The following is a 16651-nucleotide window of genomic DNA, read 5'->3' on the forward strand; positions in this document are numbered from 1 at the left end:
CTGCTTTTATTTATGATACAAAAGCTAGCATTACTAATATCATTATTGAAAAAATTTTAAAAAAACCAAAAAACTAAACCAAAAAATATAGTAAATTTAAAAAAGCTATGGCTGGGGTGGGAGGATTCGAACCTCCGAATCGGGGATCCAAAGTCCCCTGCCTTACCGCTTGGCTACACCCCAAATATAAACTAATGCTTTTTAGCTTTGTGCAGCTTTGTCGCTTTCAATTGATTTATTGTATTCTTCTAAAACCTTAGATTCTAATTGCTGCCTCATTGCATTGTTTAGCGGGTGAGCTATATCTTTAAATGTGCCGTCTTTCATTTTTCTGCTTGGCATTGCGACAAAAAAGCCCTTCTTGCCATTAATGATTTTTAAGTCCCTAACCAAAAAACAGTCATCAAATGTTACAGTTGCAAATGCTTTAAGTTTTTCGTCGCCGCTTATTGGGCTAATTTTAACTTCTGTAATGTTCATACAAAAACCTTCCCTCGTTATTTAATATTGTTGCTTTCTTTATAAAGTAAGACTCGTCAAAGACAGAGATAATCTGATCTGCACTGCTTTGCGCAAAAGCAAAAATACTTGAGCCGCTGCCACAAAGTAGAGCATTTTGAACAATCTCATAAATTTTTAACTTTATATGCTCTAAAACAGGGTAGAGCTTAAATACGCTACTTTCTAAGTCGTTGTGCATAACTGCCAGAGGTCCGCCTTTATTCAATTTATCCACCAGTTTCATTCTATTGATATTGTTATGTTTTGTCAATATTAAATTGCTGTAAGCTAATTTTGTGCTAACGCCAAAAGGAGGTTTAACGATAATTATCTCTTCGGGCAAAAAAGTATAGTCAAGTTTATATGCTTTTTCGCCCCTTGAGCATACAATGCACGCGTTTTGGTATAAAAACAGCACACAATCACTACCCAAGCTTGAAGCCAAACCAACAAGTTCATCAAAGCTTAGTGGATATTCATACATTTTATTTAAAGCCAAAAGTACATATGCTGCATTTGAGCTACCCCCGCCAAGTCCTGCCTGCAGGGGTATATTTTTTTCTATATCTATCTGAACCGCATCTTTAATGTGGCATTGCTCAAAAAACGCTTTTGCTGCCTTGTAGGCTAAGTTTTGTTCATTGTTTATGCTATCTATACTTGTTAAAATGCGCAAAGTTTTTGAAGGCTTAATTTCAATAGTATCAAACAGATCAATTTTTGTTACAAGAGAAACTATATTATGGTAGCCATCGTTTCTTTTATCCAAAACATAAAGGGCTAAATTGATTTTTGCATAAGATTTGACAATCACAGGCTTCCAATCTTTTTTGCAATTTGAGCTACATTAAATTTGACTTCTTCAACATCTACATTTGTAAATTCTTTATTTTTGTAAATTATTTTCCCATCAATTATAACTGTGTCAACACTTTTTGAGTTTGCAGCGTATGACAGATAAGAAGCTGGATTATACATAGGTAGTGCTTCAATTGCATTTAAATCAAACAAAACAATATCGGCAAGCTTGCCTTCACTAAGCCCCACATCAAAAAAACCACCAAAATTTTGAAGCATTCTAACCGCAAGCTTTGCATTCATAAAAGAAGGGTTAAATAGTTTTTGAAGCAAAGCAGCGGTCCTTAACTCTTCCAATATATCCAGATTGTTGTTGCTTGCGCACCCATCTGTACCAAGCAAAACAGATACGCCTTTTTGTATCATCTTGCAAATATTTGCTATACCACTCGATAGCTTTAGGTTACTTTGAGGATTGTGTATAACATGTGCATTTTTTTTGCTTATTAAATCTATTTCGGCTTCTGTTAGATGCGTGCAATGAGCCAGGTAAGTATTTTTATTCAAAAGCCCAATCTCATCTAAAACAAAAGCACCATTTTGGCCATATTTTGATAAAATCGTGTTTACTTCATTCATATTTTCTGATAGGTGTATTTGAATATAATCATTAGAGTCGATCGTGCTCGCTAACTGCTCCAGGTCGTTTTTTTCTAAAGTATATAGGGAGTGGGGTGCAAAAGAAACTTTCACTTTTGGGTTATTTTTATATTTTTCTTTCAACTGAAGTGTCTTTTTTAAGCCTTCTTTGAAACTTGCGCAAAAAGGTGTTTCAAATGACAGCAAACCTTCGCCAATAACAACTCTTAAGCCTACATCTAAAGCGCTTTGTGCCACTTCATCTTCAAAAAAATACATATCCATAAAGCCTGTGGTGCCACATGATACCATTTCCAAACAAGCAAGCTTTGAACACCAGTAAACCATGTGTTTATCAACATACTTTGCTTCAAGCTTAAAAATCTTATCAAGCCAATCCTGCAAACTAAGATCGTCCTGATAGCCCCTAAAAAGTGTCATGGCAGCATGTGTATGAGCGTTAAAAAAACCAGAAACTGCAAGTTTGTCGCTGGCATCAATTATGATAGTATCAGGCGGTAAATCAACTTTAATGTCGCTTTGGACTTTTAGAATCCTATTTTCTTCAATAAGTATGGATGTTCTAAATCCGTCTAAGTTAAGTGCGTTTTTTATTAAAATCATTTTTTAACAAAAAATCATCAAGCAAAATAGATAGTTTTTTTGAGGCTAAATTTGCTTGATTAATTACCTCCTCTATGGGTATTTTGCCCATACAATCGGGTTTATTTACATTGGTTATGATAGATACCCCAAGCACATCAATACCAAAAAATCTTGATACTATCGTCTCATTTATAAGGCTCATTGCTACGCAGCTTGCACCAATCAACCTTAAAAATCTTGTTTCAGCAGGTGTCTCAAGCGATGGACCGCTAACACCAACATATACACCTTCTTTTAAATCTATTGAAAGACCTAAAGCACTTTCTTTAAGTTTTTCTATATAATATGGACTGTATGCATCAACCATATCAACAAATTTATTATCAGAATCAATACCTATTAGGGGATTTGTATTTGTTAGGTTTATGTGATCTCTTATAACCATTAAATCACCTTTTTTAAAAAACGGATCAAGGCCTCCTGTTGAATTTGTAAGTATCATAAGCTTTGGATCAGTTTTGCAAAGGATCTCAGGCAAAGCCCTGAGTTTTGAAGGACTTAAGTCTTCGTAGTAGTGGAAACGACCATTTGCTACAATAATGCGCAAATTGTTACCTTCAAATATTTCAAAATAGCCTTTATGAGAAGAAGTTGTAGGTTTTGGCAAATCAAACTCACTGTAATTTATCTGCTTTTTCTTTGTAAATGATTTTAAATCGATTTTTATACCGGTACCTGTTATGATACAAATATCAGATTTTCCAAGTTTACTTTCCATACAACTGCCTTATGCTTTGAGGTAGTTTTATAGGCTTTGAGTCTTTTATAAGGGCGGACAAAATATCTACCGTTGCGCGTATTTCTTTATTTACAAGCAAATTAAACTTTAATGTTAAACTGGCGTTTTTAACTTCAGAAACCTCAACATCTACCTCAACATATTCTCCTAAATATATAGGCTTTTTGTAGTATGCATTAACGCGGCTAACTACAAGCAAAACCCCTTCATTGTGAAGTTTAAACAAATCTATGCCATTTTGTAAAAAAAACTCCTGTTTTGCGCGCTCGCATAATTTTAAGTAATTCGCATAATAAACAACACCACCTGCATCCGTATCATCATAGTAAATACGCGTTTTGTAGCTAATCATTTTGTAACCTTTCTTTTGTATATTTTTTGCCAAGCTCCACACCTGGCTGATCAAATGGGTTTATTTTCCAGAACTCTCCAACTTTTGCTGTTGTAATCATGAGAGAACAAAAAAATGCACCTAAAGTAAACTCGTCTATTTTTTCAAGAAAAATCTCGGCGGTTGGCACATTTGACTCATCAAGGGCTTTTATTGTTGATTGTTTTTCAATCTCCATAATTTTTGCAATGGATTTGCCTTTTAAATAGTTAAATGGCTCATAAGCTTGTTCAATTGTGTAATCAACATCTGAGATTGTATCCAAAAATACAATAAGCTTATCTTTTATGCCTTCCTGATAAAGTTGCAACTGAGAATGCTGATCTGTTGTGCCAAGTGCTTTTATGGGGGTTTGGCCAAGGTTATTTTTACCAAGGCTTTCTGCCCAAAGCTGCCTAAACCAATCAGCAACTTCATAGAGTCTATCTTTATATGCAAACATAACAAATACTTTACACCTATCATATGTACTTACAACAAGGTTTGCTAAATCTATAGGGAACCCCCACTTATCGCGTGTTTTTCTTACAGCTTCTTTTGCCCCTTCAATGTAGGATGCTATATCAAACCCAAAAAAAGCCATAGGTAAAAGTGCAACACTTGTAAACGCACTGTAGCGTCCACCCACTTCTTTTGGTATGTCAAATATTTTGTAGTTGTTTTGCGTGCCAAATTTTCTCAAAAAAGTATCTGTATTGTCTGTACTTATTACAATATTTGCATTTTTAACATGTTGCTTTATGACAAATAATTGCGATAGGGTTTCTATGGTAGATCCAGATTTTGACACAACATGAAAAACAGTATCGGCTGGGTCAAGCTCCAATACCGTCTTTAGTCTTTGTGGGTCAATATTATCCAGGCAAAAATACCTTTTATCTGGTTTTTCTTTTTGTAAAAAAGAAATGGCGGCGCTTGCTGCCAAAGCAGAGCCGCCTATGCCTAATTGAACAAAATTTCTTACTTTAAGAGATTTTGCAAAACTAACCATCTCTTCGATATTTGCCTTGCACAAGTTTTGAGAAAATGCATAATTAACGCTTGTATCACTAATGAGTTTTTGATAGCTAACACCGGTTTTAAATACTATATTATTCATTTTTCACACCCTAAAGGCACTGCCAAGTACCTCTTTGTTTTTTCGCTCATACATCTTTATAAGCTCGTCGCGCGCTGGTCCCAAATATTTTCTTGGGTCAAACTCAGATGGATTTTTTGCAAAAAATTCCCTTATTTTTGCTGTCATTACAAGCCTACCATCTGTATCAATATTTATTTTGCACACAGCCGATTTTGCAGCTTTTCTTAATTGATCTTCGCTTACACCTATTGCATCTTCTAATTTGCCACCATAAGCATTAATCATATCAACATACTCTTTCAACACACTTGAAGCCCCATGAAGCACAATTGGAAAACCAGGAATACGCTTTTCTATTTCTTCTAAAATATCAAATCTTAAAGGCGGTGGTTCTTTACCTTTTTCTACTTTAAACTTGTATGCGCCATGGCTTGTGCCTATAGCTATTGCAAGTGAGTCAACTCCAGTTTTTTTGACAAAATCTTCAACATCATCAGGATTTGTATAAATATGCCTGTCAGATGACACATCTTCTTCTATGCCAGCCAATACACCAAGCTCACCTTCTACACTTACATCATACTTATGAGCGTAATCTACCACCTGTTTTGTAATAGCAACGTTTTCTTCATAAGGAAGGTGAGAACCGTCTATCATAACAGACGAAAAACCAAAATCTATACAGCTTTTGCATAATTCAAAACTATCACCATGATCTAAATGCAGACAAATTGGTATTTCTTTTAAATTTTTAGATGCTGCAAGCTCTTTTGCAAACTCAACAGCACCTTGACCCATCCATCTCAAAAGCGTTTGATTGGCGTAATTTCTAGCACCTTTTGACACCTGCAAGATTACAGGTGATTGTGTATTTACGCATGCTGTAATAATTGCCTGCAATTGCTCCATATTGTTAAAATTGTAAGCAGGCACTGCATAGCCGCCTTCAAAGGCTTTTTTAAACATATCTTTCGTGTTTACAAAACCAAGCTCACTGTAGTGAACCATAATTTCACCTCCAGCTTTATTTTTTTCCGTTTAGCAGGTTTTCAATGCGCATCTTTTCCATCGTAAGCTTTAATAAATCATCCTTGTGAACAAACTCAACTACTTTTGGCAAACGGTAATTTGAAACATTTTCACATGCTATAATGTGTATATTCGAGTTGTCATTGTGGTCACAGATATTAAAAAAATTTTGTGTAAAGTATATAAGGTTATTTTCATAGAGCAAAATACTGTCTTTTTTTGGTATGTTTAATTTTTCTAAATCTGCATTCGTAAATTTAACACCACTCATATAATCTTTTACATACAAATCATTGCCATTTATATATATACCATAGAGCGCAAAACCCAACGGGCTTGCAATGTCAATTGTCGAATTTGTAGGCGATATTCTAAAAAATCCATCAATGTTTCTTACCTTTGTTTTGGCTTTAAAAATACCTGTAGCAGCTGTGGACATTTGAACGGTATTTTCTTTTGGCTTTGGTATGCTAGCACAGGAATTTAAAAAAAATACAAATGAAAAAAGTAACAATAAAGCCTTCATATAACTTCCTTTATTCAAAACTTATCGGATAATGACCGCTAAAACAAGCAAAACAATATCCGCTGTCGCCTACTATTGATTTTAAATCTTCAAGCGATAGGTAGGCTATGGAGTCAGCCGTAGCGTACTTTGTAATTTCTTCAATTGTATGGCTTGACGCAATAAGCTCAGTTTTGGTCGGTGTATCAATACCATAAAAGCAAGGATGCGTAACAGGCGGACTTGCTATGCGCAAATGCACTTCTTTGGCACCAGCATTTCTTATCATTTTAACAATACGCCTGCTTGTTGTGCCTCTTACTATAGAATCATCCACAACCACCACTCTTTTGTTATTTAATACATCACTAGATGGATTAAGTTTTAGCTTTACACCAAAGTGTCTAATGGAATCAGTAGGTTCTATAAATGTTCTGCCTACATAATGGTTTCTTATAATACCCATCTCAAATGGCAAGCCAGAAGCTTGTGCATATCCTATTGCTGCTGGCATGCCAGAATCTGGTACAGCTATTACTATATCAGCATCCACACCCGAAGTTAAAGCAAGTTTTTGACCTATTTTTTTTCTAATTTCATATACGTGATTATCCCACAGGTAAGAATCAGGTCTTGCAAAATATATGTGTTCAAAAACACACCTATAAGAATTCTCCTTTTTAAAAGGCTTAAACGAATTTACACCATATTTATCTACCTTAACTATCTCACCACTTTCAAGCTCTCTGATGAATTTTGCGCCAATTAAATCAAATGCACATGTTTCGCTTGCAAAACAACACGAATCGTTTAATTCACCTATTGCTAAAGGTCTAAAACCCCATGGATCTTTTACAGCATACAAAATATCATTAAATAAAATCACAAGCGAAAAAGCGCCTTTTAGCTGACTTAAAGCACCAATTAGCCTTTCGTCAAAAGAACCTTTTTGTCTTGCTATTAAATGAATAATAACTTCTGTATCGCTATTTGAGCTAAATATAGCACCATCACTTATGAGTTTGTTTTTTATGTTTTGTGCATTGGTTATATTTCCATTATGAGCAATGGCAATATCGCCTAAATCAAAACTTGCGGTCAAGGGCTGTAAGTTTACTAAAGAAGAATCGCCGCTTGTTGAGTAACGGGCATGACCTATGCCAATATCGCCTTTTAAGTTTTCTATATCTGCTTTATCAAAAGCTTCCAATACAAGTCCACGCGAACGCTTTTTATAAAAAACACCATTATGCCTTGTTACAATCCCACAACCCTCCTGGCCTCTGTGCTGCAGGGCATGCAAACCCAAATACACATAATTTGACGCTTCTTTTATATTGTATATGCCAAAAACTGCGCAATGCTCGCTTAGTTTATCAAATGGGGCTCTCATTTAGATTTTATTCCAAGCACATCGTTCATGTCGTAAAAGCCAGGCAATTTATCAACTACCCAGGAAGCTGCCTTGAGAGCACCTTTTGCAAAGACATCGCGTGAAGATGCTTTATGTGTAATTTCTATACGTTCTGCATCGCCTGCAAAAATCACAGTATGCTCACCTACTACATCACCGCCACGAAGAGCCATTATGCCTATTTCGTTTTTTGCCCTTGGTGCTTCGCCCACTCTGGAGAATTTTGCATTTTGCTCAAAACTTATGCCCAAACCTTCTGCTACTTTTTGACCTAGCTTTAAAGCAGTTCCACTTGGAGCGTCTTTTTTTGCCCTATGGTGCATTTCTACAATCTCTACATCAAAATCACTACCCAAATACTTAGCTGTTTCTTTTACAATCTCAAACAGTATATTTACGCCTAAGCTCATATTTGGTGCCATAACTATAGGGCACATTACAGATAGCTTTTTTATTTGCTCAATGGAAATCTCGTCACAGCCTGTTGTGCCAATTACAATTGATTTTTTATTTTCACATGCACACCTTACGTTTTCAAGTGTGGCTTTACAATTTGTAAAATCTATAACACAGTCACCTTGATCTATACAATCTGATAATTTTTCGCTAACCTTTACATTTATTGGAGCAATCCCCAATAGACTGCCTATATCTTTTCCTGCGCAATCGGTGTTTGCTTCAGTTGCCCCAACAAGCTTAAATTTGTCAGTCTGAATAGCAAGTGTTGCAATGCGTCTGCCCATTTTGCCACATATGCCGCAAACTATTAAATTAATCATAGTTTATCCACCCAAAAATTCGTATTCTTTTAACATAGTTTTTAGTTTTTCTTTGTTTGTATTTGACATTTTGCACAATGGCAATCTAAACTCTTCTTCTACAAGGCCCATGAGTGCCACAGCTGTTTTTACAGGTATAGGGTTAGTTTCAATAAACATCATCTGGTGAAGCGGATACATCTTGTGGTGGAGTGTTTTGGCTTTTTCAAGATCGCCTGACACAAATGCATCATATTGCGCGCTAACCATTGCGGGTGCCACATTTGATGTTACAGAAATAATACCAGAGCCACCTAGAGAAAGCATCGGCAAAGTCAAAAAATCATCCCCACTAATTACACTAAAGTTTTCTTTTGACTTTTCAATGATTTCTGATACCTGGTTTAAAGAGCCGCTTGCTTCTTTTATGCCTATAATATTGTCAATCTCGCTAAGCCTTGCCACTGTATCGGGCAAAATACTAACTGACGTTCTACCTGGTACATTATATATAACAACGCCTATATCAACAGCATCTGCTATTGCTTTATAGTGCTGATATAATCCTTCCTGTGTCGGTTTATTATAATATGGCGTTACAGATAAAATTGCATCAGCGCCCAAACTTTGAGCCAGTTTTGCCATTTCAATAACTTTTTTTGTATTATTGCTGCCAGCACCAGCAAGAACACCTACCTGACCTTTGCATTCTTCAACGCATGAGCCAACAACTTTTTCGTATTCATTTAAATCCAGCGTTACAGCTTCTCCTGTAGTACCACATGGCACAATACAATCAATACCATTTTCGATTTGTCTTTTAATTAAATTCCTGAATGATACCTCATCAAACTTGCCGTTTTTGAATGGAGTTACAATAGCCGTCATAGCGCCTTTTAGTTCAAACATATACAACCCCCTTTATTTTAATAATTCCAAGCTTCGTCAATCATAGTGCCCACAAAACTAAGCATGCTATCACCTTCTAAAAATACCATGTCTATGGGCTCACTGGATTTATTGTCTTTTATTTGAAAATACACTTTAAGAATTTTCCCAGAACGAGTTCTAACCTCAACGGGCGATATTGCTTTGTTTGTAAGTCCGCTAATTAAACTCGAGGCAGTTGCACCTGTGCCACAAGCTAAAGTTTCTGCTTCTACGCCACGCTCATATGTGCGAATGGCAATTGTATTATCATCTAAAACCTTTACAAAGTTAACATTTGTGCCTGCTGGAGCAAAAATTTCATGATAACGATACTTTGCGCCAAGTTTTTCTACATCTACAGCTTCTATATCATCAACAAATATCACAAGGTGTGGCACGCCTGTATTTATAAAATACATTCTTTGATTATCAAGCTCAACTGTTTTGTAATCTGTAGGTTTGGTAAGCTGCACTTTGACTGTATTTATGCCTACGATTTCACCATAAATCTTACCTGCACCTGTTAAAAATGTAGTTTTTGTATCGTTTATTATTCCTTTTAGATAGGCAAAACGTACAGCGCATCTTGAACCATTACCGCACATTGAAGCAATGGAGCCATCACTATTATAAAATTGCCATGCAAAATCGCAATCTGGCTCATCTGTATTTTCTATTAGAATAACACCATCTGCGCCTATTGATAAGCCTCTTTTGCATATGCGCTTTACAAAATCTTCTATTTTTAAACCGATATTTTCTACAACATGCTCTCTATTGTCTATTAAAATAAAATCATTACCTGAGCCGTTCATCTTAAAAAATTCAATTTTTCGCATTAAATAGTTTCCCCTCTAATTAAATCTTCGAATGTTTCTCTTGCTCTTACCAGTTTTACTTTATCTTTATCCACTAAAACTTCAGCTAGTTTGCAGCGCGAATTGTAATTGCTTGCCATAGTAAAACCGTATGCTCCACTGCTAAATATACTAACTAAATCGTTTCTTTCAAGACTTTCTATTTCTCTTGATCTTGCAAAAAAATCGCCGCTTTCGCAAATTGGACCGACAATATCAGCTGTGATTTTTTGGGCATTCTTTTTTACTACCGGTTCGATTTTGTGGTATGCATCGTACAAACTTGGTCTAATAAGATCATTCATTGCACCATCTACAATGATAAAATTTTTACCTTCATTTTGTTTTCTATACAGGACTTTTGTAACAAATATGCCACCATTTGCAACTAAAAACCTGCCAGGTTCCAGTACAATTAAACTATCTGGAAAATCTTTAAATGCTTCATTGATAAAATTTGTATACTGTTCCAAATCCGGTTCTTTTTCGTTTTCATAAACCACACCAAGCCCACCACCTATATCTATAATATCAAGTTTTATACCCAAAGAAAGTAACTCTCTCATAATATGCGCTACTTTTATTTGCGCTTCAAAAAATGGAGATACGTCTGTAAGCTGGCTTCCAATATGGAATTGAATGCCTTTAATACTAATGTGCTTCATTTGAGATGCTTTTTTGTATGCATCTACAATTTGTGTGTATGATATGCCAAACTTGTTTTTCTTTAAACCTGTTGATATATATGGATGAGTTTTTGGATCAACATTTGGGTTTACTCTAAAAGAAACCGGTGCAGTCTTGTTTAGCAAACAAGCAACTTTTTCTATTTCTTCTAACTCTTCAAATGATTCAATATTAAACATTAAAATGTTATTTTCAAGAGCATATTTTATTTCATCTGGCGTTTTGCCAACACCGCTAAAGACGATTTTTGTCGTATCAAGACCGGCTTTTTTTGCCCTAAAAATCTCTCCAGCAGATACCACATCTGCGCCTGCGCCTAATTTTGCAAATGTGTTTATAACAGCTAAGTTACTGTTTGCCTTAAGTGCAAAGCATATTAAGTGCCTTCTTGAAATTTTTTCATCAAGTTTTTTATATTGAGTTTCAAAATGACTTTTACTGTAAATATAAAGTGGCGTTTTAAACTCTAAAGCAATGTCTGCTACCTTCATATCTTCTACATAAAGCTCGTTATTTTTGTAATAAAACATCAATACCCCCTTATTTAGCCTTAAGTATTATTTTAATTAATATTACTTAATTTGCAAGAAAAATTTATACAAGACTTGACAAAGTAAAGCTAAAGCTTTATGTATTTAAATATGAAAATCCTGCATTTAGATACACAAAAAGGCTTTAGAGGCGGCGAGCAGCAGCTAATATACCTAGCGCAAGGCTTAAGAGAGCTTGGTATAGATTCTATTATTGCCGCTAAGGATGAGCTATACAAAAAGGCAAACGCAATGGGTTTTGAAACAATAGACTCAAGTAATTTAAAGCAATTATTAGGTGCAGCAAAACAATGCGATATTCTGCACGCTCATGCTTCAAAAGCGCATACTCTAGGCGTTTTTCTTAAATTATTAACAAAAAAACCACTTGTATACACAAGAAGGGTGGATTATAAACAAAAAAAGATATCAAAACTTAAGTATTTACTAACAGACAAAGTAGTGTGTGTTGCAAAATCTATCGAAAATGATTTATATAAAAACTTTCACATTCAAGCAGAAACTATTTACAGCTCTGTAGATTTTGACTTGATTGACAAAGTATATACAAAAAAAGTAGAAACTATTAAAAAGCAATATGGACCCTTAATAATTGGAAACATTGGAGCGCTAACTGCTCAAAAAGATCACAAAACTCTAATTGATGCAGCAAGCCAGCTTGATAAAAGCTATACTTTCCTGATACTTGGCGAAGGAAATCTAAAGCAAGAGTTAGAAATTTACGCAAAACAAAAAGGTGTTAACAATATTGTGTTTTTGGGTTTTAGGGATGATATACAAAACTATCTGGCTGCATTTGATTTGTTTGTAATATCATCTGAGTATGAAGGTCTATGCTCAAGCATACTTCAGGCATTTTTATTTAAAGTACCTGTTGTTGCAACAAATGCTGGCGGAGTAAGTGAGCTTATTGGTGATAACCAGAGGGGCTTGTTGGTACCAATCAAAGATTCTCAAAAATTAGCTTTTGCAATTAAAAAATTGCTTTCAGAAAAAGATTTTTCGCAAACACTTGTTAATCGAGCATTCGATTTTGTCAAAGATTTTAATTATAAGATTACATCTAAAAATTATCTTAATATATACAAAATGCTTGTAAATAGAGTTTGATTTTAAAAGAAATTTTGTATAGAATGCCTTTTGGAGAAAAATTTGCTTATTGATGATTTAAAATTGCCTGTATCTTACTTTAAAAGCATAGAATTTACAATGCAAGTAGGGTGTTCTGTAGGGTGTAACTTTTGTCCCCAGGGCGTGTTTGTAAAAAACTACAGATCAAATATAAAAAGCTTTACACTTGAGAGTTTCAAAAAGGCACTAAATAATATAAAAAATTCTACCATAGAAGAAATAAAGTTTAGTGGCTTTAGTGAACCTTTGGAAAATGCATATATTTATGATTGTATCTTAGAAGCTTACAAAGAAGGATTTCGTGTTGAGTTAATAACAACATTAAAAAACTTTTCCAAAGCAGGCTTTGAAACAATCAAGAATTTACCTATAAAATGTCACATAAGTATTCAGCCTCCCAATTTAAACAACAGGAAGGGTCTAAACGATGCGACAGCGTGGAATAATGTAGAACAATTATTGTCTTTGAACCCAAAATGCTATCTTGTATTTGGGTGTTTGGATAACGGACTGACACAATCAATGAAAAATGACTTAAAAAGCATTGAAAATAAACTCAATATATCAATAAAATATGAAAGATACACAACAAGGGCAGGATACATGGGCTCTATTTTGAAGACAAATCCACACAAAAAGCTTATTTGTAAACACAATTTAGGTCAAGTTGCTCTGCCAAATGGTGATTTAGCTTTATGCTGTATGGACTTTGGCTTAAAGCATATTGTTGGAAATATTTTTAGCGAGCACTACACAGATATTTTAAACAGCGAAAAGCTTAAAAACATAATACAAATAATGCTTGGTCAAAAAGAAGGCGAAATTTTGTGCCAAACCTGCGAGTATGCAAAAGCAATACCAGGCTTCTTAAGTCCTAAATGTTATGCAAACGCGCGAGAGTCTTTTAAAAATCTCCGCGATAAACTTGTCCCCAAAAATAGTTCAACCAGAAAAAAGCTTGATGCGCTATTTAGATAATTAAACCAGATTTAAAGAGGCTTTTGCATCTATTAAATCAAAATCAAATGTGGCAAGATCCATCCTGAATTGAGCAGCTTTTGCTATCATCAAAGCATTATCAGTACAAAGACTAATTGAAGGCAAATATAAATTTAAATTATTTTCCGTGGCAAGTTGACTCATCTGTTGTCTAAGTAATGAATTCGCACTAACACCACCTGCCAATACAAGTCTACTTATTTTATATTTTTTTAATGCTAAAAGTGTTTTTTCACACAATACATCAACACAAGCCTTTTGGAACGAAGCTGCTACATCGCATATAAAAGTTTTTGACAGGTCTTTTGATTTTTCGACAAGGTTTTTGACATATGTCTTAACACCACTAAAGCTAAAATTAAGCGTGTTCTTTTGAGACAAACCCTTTGGAATTCTGAAACTATAAGGATTGCCATTTTTTGACAATCTGTCAATAACTGGACCGCCAGGATAGCCAAGCCCAAGAATCCTTGCTACTTTATCAAAGGCCTCCCCGACCGCATCATCTAAGGTTTTCCCAAGTAATTGATACTTGCCGAATTTTTCTACCAGAAAAAGATGCGTATGTGCACCAGAAACAATAAGAACAATAAACGGAAAATCTATGTCATTTTCAATAAAGTTTGCAAAAATATGACCTTCTATGTGATTTATCGGTATTATGGGCAAATGGTATCTATATGCTAAACCTTTCGCATAACTTACACCTACAAGTAATGATGGCAAAAGTCCAGGACCAATCGTAACTGCAATAAAATCTATATCTTTTATATTACACTGAGCTTGTTTTAAAGCTTCCTTTGTAGCCTGATCAATATTTTCAAAATGGGTTCTAGCAGCCTGTTCGGGCATTATGCCCCCATATGCTTCGTGGACAAAATTTTGCGATATAACTATGTTTGATTTTTTGCCTTCACCCAAAATTGCACAAGATGTATCATCGCAAGATGTATCAAACGCCAAGATTATTGACATTGAATCAAGTTCTCCTTAATATCTTTAAGGTATGGCTTTAGTTTATCTTTTAAATGAACAATAGCTTCATAATCTACAATATTGTCATGTCCAATAACTATAACATTTTTGCCTTGCTTTGCAATTTTTATTGCATCAAGTAAATTATGTTTTACATAATTAAAACGTTTCTTATTATCTATAAACATATCCCGTACAGCGTAAGGTACTTTGTATCGACAAGCAAGTTTGTAGCCTACACTATTTGGTGTAGTCAGGCTATCCACAAAAAAAAGGTTATGTTGTTTCAAAAACTCCATAACATCGCTCATCTTAGCTGAGCTTTGCAAGAATTTTGAACCCATGTGGTTATTAAAACCGCTTGCACAAGGGATATTGCGCATAGCCCTGTCTAATTGTTCAAATATATCTTTTTTTGAGTCAGACACTCTTAGAAAAAGTGGATAATTATTATTTAAATACTTATCTATAGACTCGCTTGGCATATGCAGCATTACAGTATATCCCTTTTTACAAAAATCACCCGACATATGAACAAAAGGTGTATCTGGTATAAAAGAAAAGGCTAAAGGCAAATTGATATCCAGAAATTTTTGCATAACATAGTGATCATAGCCCATATCGTCGATTATTATAGAAATACTGCCCCTAGCAAAAGAAAGTTTAGGAAACAATAAAAAGCTTAGAAAGAGCCATAAAATGAAGCTCTTCCCAAGCAAAATATTTATTTTTTGGGCCATTCTGCAATCTGGGCTTTCAATATATTAATAGCTGTTAAAAGCTGGAAGTCCTGAGTAGTTTTTGGCTCTTGAATAACTTTCTGTGGTTTTGATTGTTCTATTTCGTTGCTTGTTAGATGATTAATAAGGTTTTCTTCTCTTAGGGCATAGCCAAAATCTTCCTGCTCAACTTTTGCCGGTTTTACTTCAACATTTGGCACAATTCCGACCGCCTGTATGCTATGGCCATCTGGCGTATAGTATTTAGCTGTTGTAAGCCTTAAAGCATAACCATCCTCAAGCGGTATAATGCTTTGCACGCTACCTTTCCCAAAACTCCTTGTGCCTACAATCACAGCTGTTTTGTGGTCTTTCAAGCAGCCTGCTACAATTTCTGCAGCAGAAGCAGTTCCAGAATTAATTAACACAGCAATAGGCATGTGTGGCACTTTTTCATCTTTTGCATAAAATACCTGATCGTCGCTTTTATTTCTGCCTTTAATTGACACAATTACACCTTTATTTACAAAAAGGTTTGATACGCCAATTGCTTCGGTTAATAAACCGCCCGGGTTGTCCCTTAAATCAATTACTAAACCTTTGATGCCTTTTTTCTCTAGCGTACCAAGAGCATTTTCAACTGCTTTTGTTGTACCATCCTGGAATTGGATAATCCTAATATAGCCTATGCCATCTAAATCTTTATAATCCACACTTTTTATGTGTATAATTTCTCTTTTTATATTAAATATCAATGGTTTTTTTTCATTTTTCCTTCCTACTACAAGCCTCACTTCTGAGCCCACTTTACCTCTTAATAGCTTTACAGCTTCATCCAAACTCATGCCAAGCGTGCTTTTGTTGTTAATCTGCAAGATGATATCTCCTGCTTTAATACCTGCTTTGTAGGCTGGTGTTCCTTCGATAGGTGTAACGACTGTTATCAGTCCATCTTTTAGCGTAATTGATGTACCAATACCACCAAACTCTCCTGATGTAGATACCTGCAAATCTTTGTATTCTTGTGGTGTCATAAATGCGGAATGCGGATCAAGCGAGCTTACCATGCCTTTTGTAGCATTTACTATAAGTTCTGACGGGCTTACTTTATCCACATACTGAGATTGAATAATTGCCAAGACTTGTGAAAACATTTTTAAATCATTATATTGATTTGATGTAGCATCTGATGGTGTAACACGAAAACTCAAAATAGCAGTAGCAATAATAATTAGGCTAACGACAATGCCTACTAAGTATAAAAAGCGGTTTTTCATAAAC

18 protein-coding genes and 1 tRNA gene are annotated in these 16651 nt (G+C 35.0%); 2 read left to right on the forward strand and 17 right to left on the reverse strand.

Going from position 1 to position 16651, the window contains the following annotated elements:
* Positions 1–108: 108 nt before the first annotated feature.
* The 14 genes from ACP5FO_RS00005 to lysA all read right to left on the reverse strand — a co-directional run bounded on the left by ACP5FO_RS00005 (position 109) and on the right by lysA (position 11525).
* Positions 109–183 (reverse strand) — tRNA-Gln (locus tag ACP5FO_RS00005).
* An 18-nt stretch (positions 184–201) separates the two neighbouring features.
* Entirely contained in the window at positions 202–480 is a 279-nt protein-coding gene (spoVG, locus tag ACP5FO_RS00010) for a septation regulator SpoVG (RefSeq protein ID WP_428110619.1), read from the reverse strand.
* Positions 461–1315 carry a 4-(cytidine 5'-diphospho)-2-C-methyl-D-erythritol kinase gene (gene ispE / locus ACP5FO_RS00015; RefSeq protein WP_428156831.1) on the reverse strand — a complete coding sequence of 285 codons (855 nt, stop codon included), beginning with the start codon at positions 1313–1315 and terminating at the stop codon, positions 461–463. Before ispE ends, spoVG begins: the two co-directional genes overlap by 20 nt.
* A complete protein-coding gene (locus tag ACP5FO_RS00020; protein ID WP_428156832.1) occupies positions 1312–2562 on the reverse strand; it encodes an amidohydrolase in 1251 nt (416 codons plus the stop codon). Before ACP5FO_RS00020 ends, ispE begins: the two co-directional genes overlap by 4 nt.
* Positions 2537–3322 carry a purine-nucleoside phosphorylase gene (locus ACP5FO_RS00025; RefSeq protein ID WP_428156833.1) on the reverse strand — a complete coding sequence of 262 codons (786 nt, stop codon included), beginning with the start codon at positions 3320–3322 and terminating at the stop codon, positions 2537–2539. The genes ACP5FO_RS00020 and ACP5FO_RS00025 overlap by 26 nt, the downstream gene beginning before the upstream one ends.
* Positions 3312–3695 carry a YbgC/FadM family acyl-CoA thioesterase gene (locus tag ACP5FO_RS00030; RefSeq protein WP_038572509.1) on the reverse strand — a complete coding sequence of 128 codons (384 nt, stop codon included), beginning with the start codon at positions 3693–3695 and terminating at the stop codon, positions 3312–3314. The genes ACP5FO_RS00025 and ACP5FO_RS00030 overlap by 11 nt, the downstream gene beginning before the upstream one ends.
* A complete protein-coding gene (locus ACP5FO_RS00035; protein WP_428156834.1) occupies positions 3688–4833 on the reverse strand; it encodes a glucose-6-phosphate isomerase in 1146 nt (381 codons plus the stop codon). Before ACP5FO_RS00035 ends, ACP5FO_RS00030 begins: the two co-directional genes overlap by 8 nt.
* A 3-nt stretch (positions 4834–4836) precedes the next feature.
* On the reverse strand, positions 4837–5823 hold the full coding sequence (locus ACP5FO_RS00040; protein ID WP_025391135.1) for a class II fructose-bisphosphate aldolase: 987 nt from the start codon (positions 5821–5823) through the stop codon (positions 4837–4839).
* Positions 5824–5839: 16 nt separating this feature from the next.
* Complete coding sequence (locus tag ACP5FO_RS00045; RefSeq protein WP_428110626.1) at positions 5840–6370, reverse strand: hypothetical protein; 531 nt, start codon at positions 6368–6370, stop codon at positions 5840–5842.
* A 10-nt stretch (positions 6371–6380) separates the two neighbouring features.
* Positions 6381–7742, reverse strand: a complete 1362-nt coding sequence (gene purF / locus ACP5FO_RS00050; protein WP_428156835.1) for an amidophosphoribosyltransferase — start codon at positions 7740–7742, stop codon at positions 6381–6383.
* Positions 7739–8542: a 4-hydroxy-tetrahydrodipicolinate reductase gene (gene dapB / locus ACP5FO_RS00055; protein ID WP_428110628.1), complete on the reverse strand. Its 804-nt coding sequence runs from the start codon at positions 8540–8542 to the stop codon at positions 7739–7741. Before dapB ends, purF begins: the two co-directional genes overlap by 4 nt.
* Positions 8543–8545: 3 nt before the next feature.
* Positions 8546–9430 (reverse strand): 4-hydroxy-tetrahydrodipicolinate synthase, encoded by an 885-nt coding sequence (dapA, locus tag ACP5FO_RS00060; protein WP_428110629.1) that lies wholly within the window; start codon positions 9428–9430, stop codon positions 8546–8548.
* A gap of 17 nt (positions 9431–9447) precedes the next feature.
* A complete protein-coding gene (dapF, locus tag ACP5FO_RS00065; RefSeq protein WP_428110630.1) occupies positions 9448–10290 on the reverse strand; it encodes a diaminopimelate epimerase in 843 nt (280 codons plus the stop codon).
* Complete coding sequence (gene lysA / locus ACP5FO_RS00070; protein ID WP_428110631.1) at positions 10290–11525, reverse strand: diaminopimelate decarboxylase; 1236 nt, start codon at positions 11523–11525, stop codon at positions 10290–10292. Before lysA ends, dapF begins: the two co-directional genes overlap by 1 nt.
* Before the next feature lie 111 nt (positions 11526–11636).
* On the opposite strand from lysA, the gene ACP5FO_RS00075 reads away from it, so the two are divergent.
* Together ACP5FO_RS00075 and ACP5FO_RS00080 are read left to right on the forward strand one after the other, a co-directional pair.
* Positions 11637–12656, forward strand: coding sequence for a glycosyltransferase (locus ACP5FO_RS00075; RefSeq protein ID WP_428156836.1), 1020 nt, complete (start codon positions 11637–11639; stop codon positions 12654–12656).
* A gap of 30 nt (positions 12657–12686) precedes the next feature.
* Positions 12687–13655 (forward strand): SPASM domain-containing protein, encoded by a 969-nt coding sequence (locus ACP5FO_RS00080; protein ID WP_428156837.1) that lies wholly within the window; start codon positions 12687–12689, stop codon positions 13653–13655.
* On the opposite strand, the gene tsaD is transcribed toward ACP5FO_RS00080, so the two are convergent.
* Genes tsaD through ACP5FO_RS00095 form a run of 3 tightly spaced genes read right to left on the reverse strand, consistent with a single transcriptional unit; the run spans position 13656 to position 16647 of the window.
* Positions 13656–14651 carry a tRNA (adenosine(37)-N6)-threonylcarbamoyltransferase complex transferase subunit TsaD gene (gene tsaD / locus ACP5FO_RS00085; protein ID WP_291493900.1) on the reverse strand — a complete coding sequence of 332 codons (996 nt, stop codon included), beginning with the start codon at positions 14649–14651 and terminating at the stop codon, positions 13656–13658.
* On the reverse strand, positions 14642–15391 hold the full coding sequence (locus tag ACP5FO_RS00090; RefSeq protein WP_428105726.1) for a divergent polysaccharide deacetylase family protein: 750 nt from the start codon (positions 15389–15391) through the stop codon (positions 14642–14644). The genes tsaD and ACP5FO_RS00090 overlap by 10 nt, the downstream gene beginning before the upstream one ends.
* The gene (locus ACP5FO_RS00095; protein ID WP_428105724.1) at positions 15376–16647 is read right to left on the reverse strand and encodes a S41 family peptidase; all 1272 of its coding nucleotides are present in this window, start codon (positions 16645–16647) and stop codon (positions 15376–15378) included. The genes ACP5FO_RS00090 and ACP5FO_RS00095 overlap by 16 nt, the downstream gene beginning before the upstream one ends.
* Positions 16648–16651 lie beyond the last annotated feature (4 nt).

It is taken from the genome of Desulfurella sp., assembly GCF_049977265.1.
Lineage (GTDB): Bacteria > Campylobacterota_A > Desulfurellia > Desulfurellales > Desulfurellaceae > Desulfurella.

Excerpts from the sequence above, each read along its gene's own strand:
- spoVG (WP_428110619.1), bottom strand. The coding sequence starts at position 480 with ATGAACATTACAGAAGTTAAAATTAGCCCAATAAGCGGCGACGAAAAA.
- ACP5FO_RS00020 (WP_428156832.1), bottom strand. The coding sequence starts at position 2,562 with ATGATTTTAATAAAAAACGCACTTAACTTAGACGGATTTAGAACATCC.
- ACP5FO_RS00025 (WP_428156833.1), bottom strand. The coding sequence starts at position 3,322 with ATGGAAAGTAAACTTGGAAAATCTGATATTTGTATCATAACAGGTACC.
- ACP5FO_RS00030 (WP_038572509.1), bottom strand. The coding sequence starts at position 3,695 with ATGATTAGCTACAAAACGCGTATTTACTATGATGATACGGATGCAGGT.
- ACP5FO_RS00035 (WP_428156834.1), bottom strand. The coding sequence starts at position 4,833 with ATGAATAATATAGTATTTAAAACCGGTGTTAGCTATCAAAAACTCATT.
- ACP5FO_RS00040 (WP_025391135.1), bottom strand. The coding sequence starts at position 5,823 with ATGGTTCACTACAGTGAGCTTGGTTTTGTAAACACGAAAGATATGTTT.
- ACP5FO_RS00045 (WP_428110626.1), bottom strand. The coding sequence starts at position 6,370 with ATGAAGGCTTTATTGTTACTTTTTTCATTTGTATTTTTTTTAAATTCC.
- purF (WP_428156835.1), bottom strand. The coding sequence starts at position 7,742 with ATGAGAGCCCCATTTGATAAACTAAGCGAGCATTGCGCAGTTTTTGGC.
- dapB (WP_428110628.1), bottom strand. The coding sequence starts at position 8,542 with ATGATTAATTTAATAGTTTGCGGCATATGTGGCAAAATGGGCAGACGC.
- dapA (WP_428110629.1), bottom strand. The coding sequence starts at position 9,430 with ATGTTTGAACTAAAAGGCGCTATGACGGCTATTGTAACTCCATTCAAA.
- dapF (WP_428110630.1), bottom strand. The coding sequence starts at position 10,290 with ATGCGAAAAATTGAATTTTTTAAGATGAACGGCTCAGGTAATGATTTT.
- lysA (WP_428110631.1), bottom strand. The coding sequence starts at position 11,525 with ATGTTTTATTACAAAAATAACGAGCTTTATGTAGAAGATATGAAGGTA.
- ACP5FO_RS00075 (WP_428156836.1), top strand. The coding sequence starts at position 11,637 with ATGAAAATCCTGCATTTAGATACACAAAAAGGCTTTAGAGGCGGCGAG.
- tsaD (WP_291493900.1), bottom strand. The coding sequence starts at position 14,651 with ATGTCAATAATCTTGGCGTTTGATACATCTTGCGATGATACATCTTGT.
- ACP5FO_RS00090 (WP_428105726.1), bottom strand. The coding sequence starts at position 15,391 with ATGGCCCAAAAAATAAATATTTTGCTTGGGAAGAGCTTCATTTTATGG.
- ACP5FO_RS00095 (WP_428105724.1), bottom strand. The coding sequence starts at position 16,647 with ATGAAAAACCGCTTTTTATACTTAGTAGGCATTGTCGTTAGCCTAATT.